The sequence below is a fragment of the Luteibacter yeojuensis genome (assembly GCF_011742875.1).
Lineage (GTDB): Bacteria > Pseudomonadota > Gammaproteobacteria > Xanthomonadales > Rhodanobacteraceae > Luteibacter > Luteibacter yeojuensis.
In genome coordinates this window covers 3140240-3155892 of record NZ_JAAQTL010000001.1, presented here as the reverse complement: position 1 = coordinate 3155892, position 15653 = coordinate 3140240, and the positions used below count along the sequence as shown (strand labels likewise).

The window sequence follows — 15653 nt, the reverse complement described above, 5'->3', positions numbered from 1 at the left end:
CGGCGTCGGAGTCCCTGTCGCGGCAGTGGCTCGCCACGGCGGGGACATTTGTTTGGGAGTGCAAATGTTAGCCATGGAAGCTAACGGCCTGATATCGTCACTCGGCCAACTTATGTCGAGAAACGGCCAAAATGCTGGATGATGTCCTACATGCATTCCTCGAGAGCGCCGACGGTCCGCCGCTGGTTGCCTACGAGGCGAAGGGGGAGATTCCCCTGGAAGAAACCGGCTGGCACAGACACGTACGCGGGCAGTTCTTCTATGTCGAGCGGGGCCTGGTGATCAGCCGTACGGAGCACGGCTCGTGGCTCCTTCCGCCGCACCGCGCCGGCTGGATGCCGCCGGGCGAGATGCACACCGTCAGCATCGCCGGCCCCATCCACGCATGGGGCGTGTTCATCGCGCCGTGCGCGGTGGCGGGGTTGCCCGACCGCCCCTGCGTCGTTGGCGTGAACGATCTCTTCCGCGCGATCGTGAAACGTGCGGCGAGCTGGCCGCCGGATGCCGAAAGCGAACCGGAGAAGGAGCGCCTGCTCGCGGTGCTGCTCGACGAGATGCGCCGCGCGCCGGTCGAACAGCTGCACCTGCCCATGCCGGTCGACCGCCGCCTGCGCCGTATCGCGATGGCGATGTTCGAACGGCCCGACGACACCCGCGGCATCGAGGAATGGGCGAGCTGGGCCGGCATGTCCGTGCGTACCCTCACCCGCCTGTTCCGCCAGGAAACGCAATGCAGCGTGGCGCAATGGCGGCAGCAGGCGCGCCTCACCTGCGCGCTGGAACGGCTGGCGGAGGGCGAGCCGGTCTCGGTCGTGGCGGACGCGCTCGGCTACGCCTCGCCCAGCGCCTTCGTGGCGATGTTCCGCAAGGCCTTCGGCGATTCGCCCGGGCGTTACCTCGCCAGGCAGGCCATTGCGTTGTGACTTGCGTTGTAGGAGCCGCTATAGCGGCGAGAAGCCCACGCAGCGATGAGGCGGCGCGGCCGATTCCCCTCGCCGCTATAGCGGCTCCCGCAACGGTTTGCACATCCACAGGGTTTCGAAGGTGTAAGCATCGCCGCTGTGGCGTTCGACGACGTCCATCGCGATGCGGCCGTATTGCCATTCGCCGTGGGCGCCCGGCGCGTTCACCTCGTAGCAGGCGCGCTCCATTTCGAAGTCTCCCGTCTCCGGATGGGTCATCCAGCGCTCTTCCTCGCGGCACTGCAGGAAGGCCTCGTCGTACGACGGCAGGATGCGCTCGCCCGCGACGAAGCGTTCGTCGGCGCACGACATCGCGGCCCGCGGGAAGGGTGCCTTCACGGCCCCCGCGGAAAGGGATACGACGGCGATGATGATGGACGACAGTCGGACCACGCGGTTCTCCTTCTTCGAATGAGGCGCGCGAGGCTGCGGCAGCGGATCGACGAAGGGAATCGGACTTGTCTTAGAAATCGGGCGCGATGGCCGGGTTGTGACGGCGATCACGCGCTCGCGCGACGGGATGAAGCCGGCGTGAGAGACGAAAACGTTTGCGTCGCGATCACGCCGCGGGAAAACGATAGCCCACGCCCGGCTCCGTTTTGAGCCAACGCGGAGACGAGGGGTCGTCGCCGAGCTTCTGCCGGAGCTTCCCCATGACGATGCGAAGGTAGTGCGTGTCCTGCGTATGCGTCGCGCCCCAGACGTCGCGCAGGATCTGTTGCTGCCCGACCACGCGGCCGGGATGACGCACGAGCAGCGACAGCACCGCGAATTCCTTGCGCGTGAGCGCCACGGCCTGGCCGTCGAGGCATACCTCGCGGCGCGCGATGTCGATCGACAGCGTGCCGTCGTCGTAGCGCAACGATGCCTCGGCGTCGCCCGCCTTCGCGCCCGAGCGCAGCAGCACGCGCAGGCGCGCCATGAGTTCCTGGATACCGAACGGCTTGGTGACGTAATCGTTCGCGCCGCGATCCAGTGCCTTCACCTTTTCGCTTTCCGCATCCCGCACCGAAAGCATCAGCACCGGCACCTCGCTCCACGCACGCAGTTCGCGCAGCACGTCGTGGCCTTCCATGTCCGGCAGGCCGATATCGAGGATGACCACGTCGGGCGAACGGGTGGCGGCGAGGCCCAGGCCCTCCTGCCCGGTGGAGGCGAGGATCACCTGATAGCCCTCGGCACGCAGGCCGATGTCGAGGAAACGGCGGATCTGGACTTCGTCGTCGATCACCAGCACGCGCGGAGCGGTGGCATTCATGGGGTCTCGTCGGGTGGCGCCGGCAAGGGCAGCGACACGCGGATGGTGGTCCCACCGCCCGCATTGGGCAAGGCCTCCACGCTACCGCCATGGGCGCCGATCATGCCGCGGCAGATGGCCAGCCCGAGACCCGTGCCCTGTTTGCCGCGATCGCCCCGCGCGACGGAGTGGAACATGTCGAAGATGCGCTCCCGCTCGTCCTCCGGAATGCCGGGGCCCCGGTCGATCACGTCGACCAGCAGGCGGTCCGCCTCGCCGCGGACCACCACGCGCACCGGTTCGTTGGGGGGAGAGAAGCGCGCGGCATTCTCGAGGATGTTGAAGAGCGCCTGTTCGATCAGCGCGGGATGCACATGGAGAAGCACGGTGTCGCGCGGCAGCTGCATGTCCACGCGCGATTCGGGGAATAGCTTGCGCATGCGCGCCACCGCGGCGGCGACGATTTCGCCGGCGTCGACCCAGTCGCGGTTGAGTTTCAGCGCGCCGTGGCCCAGCCGGGTCATGTCGAGCAGGTTCTGGATGTACCGGTCCAGCCGCTGCCCTTCGCCGAGGATGGCCTCCAGCAGGTCGCGCCGCTCGTCCTCGGGAAGCTGCCTGTCGTAGTCCAGCAGGGTGCCGGCGGAACCGATCATCGAGGCGAGCGGCGAGCGCAGGTCGTGCGACACCGACGACAGGAGCGCGCTGCGCAGGCGCTCCGTTTCGCCCTGCACGCGGGCGCTTTCCAGTTCCACGGCGAGGCGGGCGCGCTCGAGGGCCTGGGCGATGTCTTCGCTCATGGCGAGGGCCAGGCCGCGGTGGTCCGCATCGGGCTCGCGCGCCCTCGCCGGAAAACGAAGCGCGGCGACGCCGGCGCGATGCTGTTCGTTGCCGAGCGGAAGCATCCAGCAGGAAGCGCCGTTGAGCGTGTCCGTGTAGCGGCCGGCGGGCTCGGCATGGCCCTCGCACCAGTCGGCCGCGGCGAGATCCTGCGCGGAGAGCGCGAAGGCCTCGGGCACCGAGGCCACCACGCGCAGGTCGCCGCCCGCGTCCCGCGCCAGTACCGCCACCTCCGCATCGAGCGCGCGCGCCAGCGCGCGGGCACCGGCGGCCCGGATACCCTCCGCGTCGGCGCTGGTGGCCAGCTGCTGGCCGAGTGCCACCAGCGCGCGCCCGCGCACCTGAGCCGCGCGCAGCGATTGCACCTGGCCGGCCAGGCGCGTGGCGAGGCGGCTGCATACGAGCGCGGCCACCAGGAACAGGGTCACCGCCAGCACGTCGTCCGCGTTGGCGATGACCAGCGTGTACCGCGGCGACGCGAAGAAGAAGTTGTAGCCGAGGAAGCAGAGGATCGCCGTGTACACGGCCACGGCCATGCGTGTGCGCACGGCCACGACGAGCACGGCCGTAAGGAAGATCAGCGAGAGGTTGGCAACCGACAGGAAGCGATCCGCGACGAACGAGAGTCCCATGGCGACGGCGGTTGCCGCCGTCGCGAAACCGTACTCTTGCCGCGTACCGGTGCCACCGGCGAAACGGAGGCGGCGACGCGCGCGCGCGCGTTCGGCGGGCGTGGCCACGATCGTGAGTTCGAGGTGGGCGCCACGCCGCAGCAGTTGCTGGGTCAACGAAAACCCGAGGCGGCGTGCGATCGGACGCTCACGCGTACGGCCCACCACGATCTGGCCGACCCCTTCGCGATCGGCCCAGGCGAGGATTTCGTCGGCGATGGCGTGACCGCGCAGGATCACCGGTTCGCCGCCGAGACGGCGGGCGAGGCGCATGGCCGTCTCGACACGCTCGCGCCGTTCGCCGTCGATGTTCCCCGTATCGACGAACACCACGCTCCATGGACCGCCGCGCCGCTCGGCGATGCGTCGCGTCATGCGCACCAGGTATTCGCTCTGTGCATGGCCATCGATGGCGGCCAGGGTACGGCGCCGCACCGGCATGGCGCCGCCGCGGGCCAGCATGTGCTCGCGCAGGTCGCTGTCCACGTGGTGGGCGACCGTTTCCACCGCCAGCTCGCGCAGCGCGGCCAGGTTGGTGGGCGAGAAGAACGCATCGAGCGCCACCGCCGCCGTTTCCGGCACGTACACCTTCCCCTGCTTCAGCCGGGCGATCAGTTCGCGCGGCGGCAGGTCGACGAGGACGATGTCGCGGGCGCGGTCCAGGAAGGCATCGGGAACGGTCTCCCGCACGGCCACGTTGGTGATGCGGCGCACCTGGTCGTTCAGGCTTTCCAGGTGCTGCACGTTCAATGCCGTGTAGACCTCGATGCCGGCATCGAGAAGGTCGGCGATATCCTGCCAACGGCGCGTGTGACGGCCGCCCGGCAGATTCGTGTGCGGCAGTTCGTCGACGATGAGCACGGCCGGCTTGCGGGCCAATGCGGCGTCCAGGTCGAATTCCTGGAAGTCGCGCCCCGCGTAACGCACGGTGCGGGTCGGAAGAACCTCGATGCCCTCGAGCAGGGCCGCGGTCTCCGCCCTGCCATGGGTTTCCACCAGTCCCACCACCACATCCACGCCTTGCCGGCGCAGGTCGCGGGCCGCCGAAAGCATCGCGTAGGTCTTGCCGACTCCGGGCGCGGCACCGAGGAAAATCTTCAGGCGCTGCCCTTCCTTCGCCGCATGGAGCAGCGCGTCGGCACGGGCGTCGCGATCGTCAGTCATGGGTTGGCCCGGATGAGCTGGAAGAAGATTGTAGGAGCCGCTATAGCGGCGAGGAAACCTTGCGGCAAGCGGCAAGATTGTAGGAGCCGCTATAGCGGCTGCTACAAGGGGGCTCGGCTCAGCGGCGGGTCTCGTCCAGAGCCATGTTCAGCTCCAGCACGTTCACCCGCGGCTCGCCCAACACGCCGAGCTGGCGACCCTGGGTGTTCGCGTCGACGAGGGCCTGCACGGCGGCGGGGTCCATCCTGCGCGCACGGGCCACGCGACCGACCTGGTAACGCGCCGCCGCCGGACTGATTTCCGGGTCGAGGCCGCTGCCGGAGGCGGTCACCAGTTCCACGGGCACCGGCGCGGCGTTACCCGGGTCGGCCGCCTGCAACGCGGCGAGGCGCTTTCTTGCCGCGTCGGTCAGGGCGGGATTGGTGGGACCCTGGTTCGAGCCGCCGGACGAGGCGCCGTTGTAAGGGTCGGGCGAAGTGGCCGATGGACGGCCCCAGAAATAGCGCGGTTCGGTGAACGACTGGCCGACGAGCGATGACCCGATCACCGTGCCGCCGGACTCGATCCTGCTGCCGTTCGCCTGGTGCGGAAAGACGACCTGCGCGATACCGGTGACCACCAGCGGATAGGCGATGCCGGTGATCGCTGTGAGGCCGAGAAACAGGACGATGCCCTGGCGAAGAAGGGATTTCATGGCGGACTCCTCAGAACGTGCCCTGGATCATGACGAGACCACGCGTGCCGCCGAGGTCGCGGGTGTCCGCGGCGTCGGCATAACTGGACACGTGGCCGTAGTAACGGTCGTTGGTCGCATGCGTGATGCCGGCGCTGACCGACCAGTGCTCGTCGATGGCGTACTTCACCGTCGCCGAGTAATCGCTGTAGCTCACGTCGTGCACGCCGTACGCCGTCGGCACGGCCAGCGAGGCGGTGTAATGGGTATGCCCCGCGTGCAGGGCGAGGGACCATGCATCCGACAAGGGCAGCGCGGCGTCCAGCTGCAGGTAACCGGTACCGTGGGTATCGCCATCGAATCCCTGCTCGCGATCCGCGCCGAAATAGTCCGTAAGGGAGCGGTTGTACTTCAAGGTGAACTGGCGCCACGAGAGCGCCGCGTTCGCTTCGGCGGTATTGAACGAGCGGCCCCGGTACCCCGCCGCCTGGTCCAGGTTGGCGCCCGGATACACGTAGCCGTAGAGGCCCACGCGCCACGACCAGTCGTCGTCGATGGGACGACCGAAGCTGGCGTACAGATCGAGCTCCATCGAACCGCCGGCATAGCTGCGGTCGCTGACGCTCGAGGCCCAGGTGCCGGCGGCGAAGCCGGCGGGGTTGCTGTAGTCGGCGCCACCCTGGATGGCCGGGTGGCCCCAGGTCTGGCTCAGGCCGCGGAACATGTAATCCGACACGATCGCCACGTTGCCGGTGACGGGCGGCGCGCCGGCCGCATGGGCGGCAGGAGCGAGGACGGCGGTGGCGGCTGCCGCGCAGGCGGCCAGCAAGAGGATCCGTGTGAGCTTGATGCTGTGCATGGGGGGCGCCTCCGGTCAGGCCAGGCCCGTGAGGACCAGGAGCATGTCGACGAGCTTGATGCCGACGAAGGGCACGATGACGCCGCCCAGGCCGTACACCAGCAGGTTGCGGCGGAGCAGGGGGCCTGCGCCCAGTGCGCGGTAGGCCACGCCTTTGAGCGCGAGCGGAATGAGGAAGACGATGATCAGCGCGTTGAAGATCACCGCCGACAGGATGGCGCTCTGCGGTGTGGCGAGGTGCATCACGTTCAGCGCGTTGAGCGCCGGATAGGTCGTCGCGAACGCCGCGGGGATGATCGCGAAGTACTTCGCGATGTCGTTGGCGATCGAGAACGTGGTCAGCGCGCCGCGGGTGATCAGCATCTGCTTGCCGATCGCGACGACCTCGATCAGCTTGGTCGGATTGGAATCCAGGTCGACCATGTTGCCGGCTTCCTTCGCCGCCTGGGTACCGCTGTTCATCGCCACGGCCACGTCGGCCTGGGCGAGTGCGGGTGCGTCGTTGGTACCGTCGCCGCACATGGCCACCAGGCGGTTCTCGGCCTGGATGTCGCGAATCAGTTTCAGCTTCGCTTCCGGCGTCGCCTCGGCGAGGAAATCGTCCACGCCGGCTTCGGCGGCGATGGCGGCCGCGGTGAGCGGGTTGTCGCCGGTGATCATGACCGTGCGGATGCCCATGCGGCGCATTTCCGCGAAGCGTTCCTTGATGCCGTCCTTCACGATGTCCTTGAGTTCGACCACGCCCAGCGTCAGCGCGCCGTCGACCACGATCAGCGGCGTGGCGCCGCGCCGCGCCACGTCCTCGGCCATGCGCTTCACGAGCGGCGGCATGTGGCTGTCCTGGGCTTCGAGGTAACGCTCGACCGCGTCGATCGCACCCTTGCGGATGTGACGGACGCCGATGTCCACGCCGCTCATCCGGGTCTGCGCGGTGAAGGGCACGAAGGTGGCGCCATCGTCCCGGCGACGGCCATGCATGCCGAAGGCCGCTTCGGCGAGCACGACGATGCTGCGGCCCTCCGGCGTTTCGTCGGCGCGCGAGGCGAGCTCGGCGGCCTCCGCGAGCTCGCGCACTTCCACGCCAGGGGCGGGATGGAACGCCACGGCCTGGCGATTGCCGAGCGTGATGGTGCCGGTCTTGTCCAGCAGCAGCACGTCCACGTCGCCGGCGGCTTCCACCGCGCGTCCCGACGTGGCGATCACGTTGGCGCGGATCATCCGGTCCATGCCCGCGATGCCGATGGCCGAGAGCAGCGCGCCGATCGTGGTGGGAATGAGGCACACCAGGAGCGCCACCAGCACGGTCAGCGTGATCGGGTTGCCGCTGCCGGCGGCCTGCACGCTGTAGATCGAATAAGGCAGGAGCGTCGCGCAGGCCAGCAGGAAGATCAGGGTGAACTTCGCCAGCATGATGGTGAGGGCGATCTCGTTCGGTGTCTTGCGGCGCGAAGCACCTTCCACCATCGCGATCATGCGGTCGAGGAAGCTCTCGCCGGGATTGCTCGTGATGCGCACGACCAGCCAGTCGGACAGTACGCGGGTGCCGCCGGTGACGGCGCTGCGGTCGCCGCCGGCTTCGCGGATCACCGGTGCCGATTCGCCGGTGATGGCGCTTTCGTCGATGCTCGCCGCCCCGATCACGACATCGCCGTCGCCCGGCACGATGTCGCCGGCTTCCACCAGCACGTGATGACCGGTGCGCAATTCGCTCGACGGGGTAAACACGACCTGCGCGTCGTGCCGCGGCGCGGTGAGCTTCTTGGCCGCCACGTCACGCCGCGAACCCCGCAGCGCATCGGCTTGCGCCTTGCCACGCCCCTCCGCCAGGGCTTCGGCGAAGTTGGCGAACAGCAGCGTGAACCAGAGCCAGAGGCCGACCCAGAAGATGAAGGCCGTGGGGGCTTCGCCGTGACCGGCCAGCGCCTGTACCCACAGGAGGGTGGTCAGGATGCTGCACACGAAGACGACGAACATCACCGGATTGCGGAACTGCATCCGCGGATTGAGCTTGAGGAACGCGTCGGCGACGGCGCGCGTCACCATCGCGCGGTCGAAACCGCGCGCGGCATGGGCATGGGAGGTCATGGATCAGTGCCCCGTGAGAGACGTGAGGTGCTCGACGATCGGCCCGAGGGCCAGCGCCGGGAGGAAGGTGAGCGCGCCGACGACGATGACGATGCAGGCCAGCAACGCGACGAACAGCGGCGTATGCGTGGGCAGCGTGCCCGTCGAGGGCGGCACGTGCCGCTTGGCGGCGAGCGAGCCGGCCATGGCCAGCATGGCGATGGCCAACGGGAAGCGGGCGAAGAACATGCAGATGGCAAGCAGCACGTTCCAGAACGGCGTGTTCGCCGAAAGACCGCCGAACGCGCTGCCGTTGTTGTTCGAGGCCGAGCTCACGGCGTACAGGATCTCGCTGAAGCCGTGCGCGCCGGGATTCGCTATGCCCGCCACCCCGGCGGGAACCATCACCGCGATGGCGGTGCACACCACCACCAGGGCGCACGGAATCAGCACGGCGAGGCTCGCCATCTTCATCTCGTGGGCTTCGATCTTCTTGCCCAGGTATTCCGGCGTCCGGCCCACCATGAGGCCGGCGATGAACACGGCGACCACCGCGAAGGCCAGCATGCCGTACAGCCCCGAGCCGACGCCACCGAAGACCACTTCGCCCAGCTGCATCAACCACATCGGCACCAGACCGCCCAGCGGGGTGAGCGAATCGTGCATCGCGTTCACCGCGCCGCACGACGCCGCCGTGGTGATCGCGGCGAACAGGCCGGAGCTGGCGATCCCGAAACGGGTTTCCTTGCCCTCCATGTTGCCGCCGCTCTGCATGGCCGATGCCTGCGCATCGATGTGCAGGCCGTGCAGCGCCGGGTTGCCGGCCTGCTCGGCGGCCACGACACCGATCGTCAGCGGGACGAAGATGAGCAACATGGTCGCAAGGATCGCCCAGCCCTGGCGGCGGTCCCCGACCATGCTGCCGAACGTGTAGCAGAGCGCACCCGGGATCAGGAAGATCGAGAGCATCTCGATGAAGTTCGACAACGGCGTCGGGTTCTCGAAAGGATGCGAGGAGTTGGCGTTGAAGAAGCCGCCGCCGTTCGTGCCCAGCATCTTGATCGCGGTCTGCGACGCGGCCGGGCCCATCGGCAGCGTTTGCGTGCCGTGCTGCAGCGTCGTCGCGTCGACATAGGCCGAGAGGTTCTGCACGACACCCTGCGACACCAGCAGCAACGCGATCAGCAGGGAGAACGGCAGCAGGATGTACAGCGTGGTGCGGGTGACATCGACCCAGAAGTTGCCCAGGGCGTTCACCCCGCGCCGGGCGAAGCCACGCACCACCGCGATCAGCACCGCGATGCCGGTGGCGGCCGAGAGGAAGTTCTGCACGGCCAGGCCAAGGGCCTGGGTCAGGTAACTCATCGTCGACTCGCCGCCGTAGCCCTGCCAGTTGGTGTTCGTCGCGAAACTGACGGCGGTGTTCATGGCGGAATCGGGCGTCACCGCCCCGAAGTGCTGCGGGTTCAGCGGCAGCCACTGCTGGGTGCGCTGGAGCAGGTACACCGCCGCCACGCCGGCCACGTTGAAGACCAGCATGGCGAGGGCATAGCGCTTCCAGCCCATGTCCTCGTCGGCACGGATGCCGGAGAGGCGATACAGCAGGCGCTCCGCGCCCGCGCCGAAGCGGGTCACCCGGTTGGGCTCGTCGGCGAAGACGAGGGCCATGTAGCGGCCTACCGGTTTCACGAGCGCCAGCAAGACGACCAGGTAGAGGCCGATCTGGAAGAAATCGTTGGCGGTCATTCGAACCACTCCGGCTTGAGGAGGGCGACGCACAGATAGCCCGCGAGCGCCACGGCGATGACCATGGCGACGATATAGATGAAGGACATGGCGGCTACCTCAGCGGCGACCCAGCCGGTCGCAGATCATGAGGAAGCCGATCGTCATGGCCGTAAGCACGATGACGAGGAGGACGTACAGGAATTCCACGATGGCGTTCCGTCGGAAAGGACGGTGCGCATTGTTCGCCTGGGGCGATATCTACGGTGTATCGATACCGGAGGGCGGCGTAACGTTTGCGTAAATTTTAGCGATTTCCTACTTTTCCAACCTCTCCCGGAACAGTTCGTCGATCCGCCGGTACTCGTCATACCACGAGTCCGCATGCACGAACCCATGCCGCTCCAACGGATACAGCGACATCCAGAAATTCGTCTTGTGCAGCTCGATGAAACGCTGGTACAGGCGGATGGAGTCGCTGGCCAGCACGTTGTCGTCGATCAGGCCATGCTCGATCAGCAGCGGATCGGCGAGCGCCTCGGCGTAATGGATCGGCGAGCTGGTCTTGTACGCCTCCGGGTCCAGCTGCGGATCGTTGAGGATGTTCGAGGTGTACTCATGGTTGTAGCTGGTCCAGTCCGTGACCGGACGCAACGCGGCGCCCGCGGCGAACTCGCCCGGCGCGCGCAGCAGGGCCATCAACGTCATGAAGCCGCCGTAGCTGCCGCCATAGATACCCACGCGCTTCGGGTCCACGCCATGGTTCGCCACCAGCCAGGCCTTGCCGTCGAGCAGGTCGTCCAGTTCGGGATGACCCATCTGCCGGTAGATCGCCGTTCGCCAGTCGCGGCCGTAGCCCTTCGAAGCGCGATAGTCCATGTCCAGCACCACGTAGCCGCGCTGCACCAACAGGTTGTGGAACATCTGCTCACGGAAGTACGACGGGTAGGACAGGTGTACGTTCTGCAGGTAGCCGGCACCGTGGACGAAGATCACCGCCGGGCGCGAGGCCGCCGCGGCCGCGTCGGCCGGGCCGTAGAACTTCGCCCAGATCGTGCCTGCGCCGTGCTTCGAGGGCACCTGGACGATCTTCGGCGCGATCCACTCGCGCGCCTTGTAGGCCGGCTTGCGCGTATCGGTCAGCTCGCGCGGCGCCGAGCCATCCACCCCGATCGTTGCCAGCTGGGAGGGAACGTAGGGCGAAGAATGCAGGACGGCGAGGCGGCTCCCGTCCGGCGAAAGCGTGAAATCGTCGAGACCCTCGAAGTGCGTGATGCGGGCAAGCTCGCCACCCTTCGCCGGCACGGCGTAGATGTCATAGCTATAGGGTGCGACCTTGTTCGTACGCACGTAGAAGCGCGAACCGTCGGGGCTCAACACCGGGTGATCGACCTCGAAGCGGCCCGCGGTCAGCGCCGTGGCCTTGCCCCCAAGGGGACGCGTGTACAGCTGCGCGTAGCCGGATTCCTCGCTCAGGTACCAGAGCGTGCGTCCATCGCGTAGCCAGCCGAAGTCGTTGCCGTCCCAGTTGATCCAGGCCTTGTCGGTCAGTCGATGCTGCGAGACCAGGGCATGGCGGTCGAAGTCGACGGTGGCGATCCAGCGATCCTTGTTGTCGATGGCGCGCAGCTGCACGGCCGCTTCGCGGCCGTCGTCGCTCCAGACGATGCCCGGGCTGTACTCGGCGTTGACGATCGCCGGCCGCTTCGCCGGAGCGGCGAGTTCGTCGGCGCGTTCCTTCCTGCCCTCCTTGCGCAGCGCCGCCACGGTCTTCGCACGGATCTCGGCCAGCGGATCGTCGCCGATGCCCGGCAGGGTCTTCGTGTCGAGGTCGTAGCTCGCATGCGTCTTCAGGTCGAGCAAGCGCAGGGACTGCGGCGCGGGATCCTTCCTTCCCACGTAGCTGCGCGTCGCCTCGGGCTCCGCGTATCCGGAATCGGTCACGTAATGCGTGAGGTCGGCGACCTTGCCCTTGTCCGCGTCCTTGGCCTCGGTCACCACGATCATCCAGCGACCGTCCGGCGACAGCGAGGTATCCACGATGCTCACGTTCTTGCCCAGCCAGAACGGCTTCGGCGCGCGCCCCGGATCGGCGGCCGAAAGGGCGTCGGCATCCGCCGCCATCGCTTTTTCGTCGGATCGCAGGTCGCGCAGCGTCTTGAACAGCGCCTGCTGGTCGTCGGTCAGTCCGTCGGACTTCTTCGCCTCCGGATCGTCCTTCGCTTCCAGGTCGGCTACCTGCGACACCGGACCACCGGCCACGGCATACGCGAACCAGTCGTTGTCGGCGCGGAAGGTGAGCAGCCGCCCGTCGAGGGAGAAGCGCGGGTCGCGCTCCTTCGCACCGCTTCGCGTCACCTGCACGGTGGTGCCGCTGGCAAGGTCGCGCAGGAGGATGTCGCCATGGTGGACGAAGGCGGCATGGCGACGGTCGCGGTCGAATACCGGCTTGCCGCCGTCGGCCTTCGCGACCGCCGCCGGGTCGAGGCGCTCCGGCGTGCCGCCGTCCGCGGCCACCCGCCAGAGGTCGCGCACCGGCGTGCCGTCGTGCTTCAGCGAGTAGTAGACCTGGCTGCCGTCCACGCTCCAGTAGGCGTCCTCCACCGGCGGCCCGATCCAATCCGGATCGGCCATGATCGTTTCCATGTCGAGCGGCGGCTGTGCGGCCAGTGCAGGGGCCGCGGCGAGGGCGGTGATCAGGGCGGCGGCGAGTACGCGCATCGAAAGAGTCCAGCCTAAAACCCGCGAGCTTACCTTGTAGGAGCCGCTATAGCGGCGAGAAGCCCACGAAGCGACGAAGCGGCGAGGCAGGTTCCCCTCGCCGCTATAGCGGCTCCTACAGGGGTGCTACCCTCGGAAATCCTCTACGGGAGTCCAACCCAATGCGCGTCCTCGTCCCCCGCCTGCTCGCCGCCAGCCTTCTCTTCGCCTTCGGCGCCCACGCCGCCACGTCCCCTCCGCCGCCGACGCCGAAGCGGATGGTTTCGGAAACGCTTGCGGGCCAGCCCGTGAACGATCCGTACCGCTGGCTGGAGAACTCGGCGGCGGCTGACGTGAAGCAGTGGATCGACGCGCAGAACGCCTACACCGAGGCTGCCATCGGCGCCATGCCGCTGGGCAAGACGCTGAGCAACCGCATCCGCGAGCTGTCGATCACTTCCACCACGCGCTCCTCGCCGACGCTGGCGGGCGGCACGCTTTTCTATTTCGAGAACACGCCGCCGCAGCCGCAGCCGGTACTGGTCGCGAAAGCCTGGCCGGACGGCAAGACGCGCACCCTCGTCGACCTCAACCAGGGCGACGGCAGCACCGCGATCACCGCTTACTGGCCGTCGCCCAGCGGCCGCTACCTCGCCTACGGCACGGCCGAGGGCGGTAGCGAGCTGACCACCATCCATATCCTCGACACGAACACCGGCAAACCGCTGGGCGACGTGCTGCCCTTCGCCGGCGGCGGCACCACGCCGCAGGCGCTGGCCTGGGATGCCGACGAGAAGGGCGTGACCTATGCGCGCTTCGACGCCCCGGCGGCCGGCAAGCCGCTCCGCGAATTCGATGCCTACCTTGCCCACCACGTCATCGGTCAACCGGCGGCGAAGGACAAGGTGGTATTCGGCAAGGGTTACTCGCACGTGGCCGAGTACATCCTCAAGGAGGACGCGGGCGGCAAGGCCACGGCACTGCTCGCCAACGAGGGCGACGGCGGTCCGGCCGAGGTCTACCTGCGCGAGGGCAACGGTTCCTTCAGGCGTGTGCTCGGCCGCGAAGCGGACGTGCGCGCGGCGAGCTGGGTGGGCGACCGCCTCTACGTCGTCACCTTCGCGGGCGCGCCGCGCGGAAAGGTCGTCGCGATCGGGGCGGACGGCAAGGCCACCGACGTCCTCGCCGAGGGCAAGGGCGCCATCCAGCACGTGACCGCGCTAGGCGACGGTTTCCTCGTCGTGCGCAGCGCCGGCCCCGACTGGTGGGCCGACCAGTACGACGCCAGGGCCGGCTTCGTGCGCCGCGTGCCGTTGCCCGCCACGGGTATCGCCATCGGTGGCGTCGCCGCCGAAAAGGGTCAGGGCAAGGCGCTGATCACCTATGCCGGCTGGACCCAGCCGACGCATTGGGCCGAGTACGACGGCGCCACCGGCGCGGTGAAGACCATCTTCGAAGTGAAGCCCGCCGCCGACTATTCGAAGGTGCGCGTCACGCGGGTGGAAGGCACCTCGAAGGACGGCACGAAGATCCCGGTGACGGTGATCGCGATGGACGGCACGTCGCCGAACGGCAAGCGCCCGACCATCCTCTACAGCTATGGCGGCTTCGGCATTCCGGTGACGCCGGGCTTCATCGGGGCAAACCTCGCCTGGCTGGAACGCGGCGGCGTGCTCGCCTACGCCAACATCCGTGGCGGTAACGAGTTCGGCGAGGCGTGGCACGAGCAGGGTCAGAAGACGCGCAAGCAGAACGTGTTCGACGATTTCTATGCGGCCTCGCAGGCGCTGATCGATACGAAGTGGACCGACACGAAGCACCTCGGCATCCTCGGTGGCAGCAATGGCGGCCTGCTGATGGGCGCGGCGCTCACGCAGCATCCGGAGCAGTACCGCGCCGTGGTCGGCGCCGTGGGTATCTACGACGTACCGCGCCACGAGACGGCCTTCGCCAACGGTCCGTACAACGTGAGCGAATACGGTAGCGTGTCCGATCCCGTGCTGGCGAAGGCGATGCTGGCCTATTCGCCCCTGCATAACGTGAAGAAGGGCGCGAAGTACCCGGCCGTTCTGCTGACCACCGGCGCCAACGATCCGCGCGTGGCGCCCTGGCAGTCGCGCAAGTTCGCCGCGGCGTTGCAGGACGCCAGCAGCTCCGGCCAGCCGGTGCTCCTGCTCACCCGCATGAACGCGGGTCACGGCATCGGCGCGCCCTTCAGCCAGCGCGTGGGCAACCAGGCGCTGGCGATGACGTTCTTCGCGACCGAATTGGGCCTCGGGGAGTAACGGCGGGTCGCGCGCTTCGCCTATATTGGCGGCGCGGCCGGTGGTGGCCGCGTCGCCAAGGAAGCCTTCGTGATCGTGTCGGACCTGTTCGCCCTTCCCGCCTTCGTGGCCTACCTGGCTCTCGGTGCCTTGTACTTCGTCGCCTTCCTGGTGACCTACATCTGGATCACCCCCCAGCGGGAAATGGCGTTGATCCGCGACGGCAACCTCGCCGCCGCCCTCAGCCTCGGCGGCGCCGCCGTCGGCTTCGTGCAACCGCTTGCCAGCGCGATCGCGCACAGCGTCAGCCTGCTGGACCTCGCCCTCTGGGGGCTGGTGGCCTGGGTGGTGCAACTGCTGACCCATTTCGTGCTTCGCCTGGTGGTGCGCGACCTGCGCAGCAAGATCGAAGGCGACGTGCGTTCGGTGGCGCTGTTCGTCGCGGTGGTCGCGGCCTGCGTCGGCGCGATCAACGCCGCCGCCATGTCCTACTGAAG

12 protein-coding genes are annotated in these 15653 nt (G+C 68.0%); 3 read left to right on the top strand and 9 right to left on the bottom strand.

Translation table 11 applies throughout. The annotated features are described in order from the left end of the window. Positions 1–131: 131 nt before the first annotated feature. Complete coding sequence (locus HBF32_RS14305) at positions 132–923, top strand: AraC family transcriptional regulator (RefSeq protein WP_166700272.1); 792 nt, start codon at positions 132–134, stop codon at positions 921–923. Positions 924–998: 75 nt separating this feature from the next. Here the strand turns inward: HBF32_RS14305 and HBF32_RS14300 are convergent, their stop codons facing one another. From HBF32_RS14300 to HBF32_RS14260, 9 genes are all read right to left on the bottom strand, one after another. Continuing rightward, the gene (locus tag HBF32_RS14300; RefSeq protein ID WP_166700271.1) at positions 999–1355 is read right to left on the bottom strand and encodes a hypothetical protein; all 357 of its coding nucleotides are present in this window, start codon (positions 1353–1355) and stop codon (positions 999–1001) included. Between the two features lie 166 nt (positions 1356–1521). After that, positions 1522–2220: a response regulator gene (locus tag HBF32_RS14295; protein ID WP_166700270.1), complete on the bottom strand. Its 699-nt coding sequence runs from the start codon at positions 2218–2220 to the stop codon at positions 1522–1524. Beyond that, positions 2217–4871 carry a sensor histidine kinase gene (locus tag HBF32_RS14290; RefSeq protein WP_166700269.1) on the bottom strand — a complete coding sequence of 885 codons (2655 nt, stop codon included), beginning with the start codon at positions 4869–4871 and terminating at the stop codon, positions 2217–2219. The genes HBF32_RS14295 and HBF32_RS14290 overlap by 4 nt, the downstream gene beginning before the upstream one ends. Positions 4872–4989: 118 nt before the next feature. Next, positions 4990–5565 (bottom strand): potassium-transporting ATPase subunit KdpC, encoded by a 576-nt coding sequence (gene kdpC / locus HBF32_RS14285; protein ID WP_166700268.1) that lies wholly within the window; start codon positions 5563–5565, stop codon positions 4990–4992. Between the two features lie 10 nt (positions 5566–5575). Continuing rightward, positions 5576–6403: a TorF family putative porin gene (locus HBF32_RS14280; RefSeq protein WP_166700267.1), complete on the bottom strand. Its 828-nt coding sequence runs from the start codon at positions 6401–6403 to the stop codon at positions 5576–5578. A gap of 15 nt (positions 6404–6418) precedes the next feature. Beyond that, on the bottom strand, positions 6419–8488 hold the full coding sequence (gene kdpB / locus HBF32_RS14275) for a potassium-transporting ATPase subunit KdpB (protein WP_166700266.1): 2070 nt from the start codon (positions 8486–8488) through the stop codon (positions 6419–6421). A gap of 3 nt (positions 8489–8491) precedes the next feature. Continuing rightward, positions 8492–10213: a potassium-transporting ATPase subunit KdpA gene (gene kdpA / locus HBF32_RS14270; protein ID WP_166700265.1), complete on the bottom strand. Its 1722-nt coding sequence runs from the start codon at positions 10211–10213 to the stop codon at positions 8492–8494. Then, entirely contained in the window at positions 10210–10302 is a 93-nt protein-coding gene (gene kdpF, locus HBF32_RS14265) for a K(+)-transporting ATPase subunit F (RefSeq protein ID WP_166700264.1), read from the bottom strand. Before kdpF ends, kdpA begins: the two co-directional genes overlap by 4 nt. A 208-nt stretch (positions 10303–10510) precedes the next feature. After that, a complete protein-coding gene (locus HBF32_RS14260; RefSeq protein ID WP_166700263.1) occupies positions 10511–12913 on the bottom strand; it encodes a S9 family peptidase in 2403 nt (800 codons plus the stop codon). A gap of 161 nt (positions 12914–13074) precedes the next feature. On the opposite strand from HBF32_RS14260, the gene HBF32_RS14255 reads away from it, so the two are divergent. Both HBF32_RS14255 and HBF32_RS14250 read left to right on the top strand, forming a co-directional pair. Continuing rightward, positions 13075–15177, top strand: coding sequence for a prolyl oligopeptidase family serine peptidase (locus tag HBF32_RS14255; protein ID WP_166700262.1), 2103 nt, complete (start codon positions 13075–13077; stop codon positions 15175–15177). Between the two features lie 69 nt (positions 15178–15246). Further along, complete coding sequence (locus tag HBF32_RS14250; protein WP_166700261.1) at positions 15247–15651, top strand: DUF350 domain-containing protein; 405 nt, start codon at positions 15247–15249, stop codon at positions 15649–15651. The last annotated feature ends 2 nt before the right edge of the window (positions 15652–15653 follow it).

Coding starts and splice junctions, on each gene's coding strand:
- kdpC (WP_166700268.1), bottom strand. CDS start 5,565: ATGAAATCCCTTCTTCGCCAGGGCATCGTCCTGTTTCTCGGCCTCACA.
- kdpB (WP_166700266.1), bottom strand. CDS start 8,488: ATGACCTCCCATGCCCATGCCGCGCGCGGTTTCGACCGCGCGATGGTG.
- HBF32_RS14290 (WP_166700269.1), bottom strand. CDS start 4,871: ATGACTGACGATCGCGACGCCCGTGCCGACGCGCTGCTCCATGCGGCG.
- kdpA (WP_166700265.1), bottom strand. CDS start 10,213: ATGACCGCCAACGATTTCTTCCAGATCGGCCTCTACCTGGTCGTCTTG.
- HBF32_RS14260 (WP_166700263.1), bottom strand. CDS start 12,913: ATGCGCGTACTCGCCGCCGCCCTGATCACCGCCCTCGCCGCGGCCCCT.
- HBF32_RS14280 (WP_166700267.1), bottom strand. CDS start 6,403: ATGCACAGCATCAAGCTCACACGGATCCTCTTGCTGGCCGCCTGCGCG.
- kdpF (WP_166700264.1), bottom strand. CDS start 10,302: ATGTCCTTCATCTATATCGTCGCCATGGTCATCGCCGTGGCGCTCGCG.
- HBF32_RS14305 (WP_166700272.1), top strand. CDS start 132: ATGCTGGATGATGTCCTACATGCATTCCTCGAGAGCGCCGACGGTCCG.
- HBF32_RS14295 (WP_166700270.1), bottom strand. CDS start 2,220: ATGAATGCCACCGCTCCGCGCGTGCTGGTGATCGACGACGAAGTCCAG.
- HBF32_RS14255 (WP_166700262.1), top strand. CDS start 13,075: ATGCGCGTCCTCGTCCCCCGCCTGCTCGCCGCCAGCCTTCTCTTCGCC.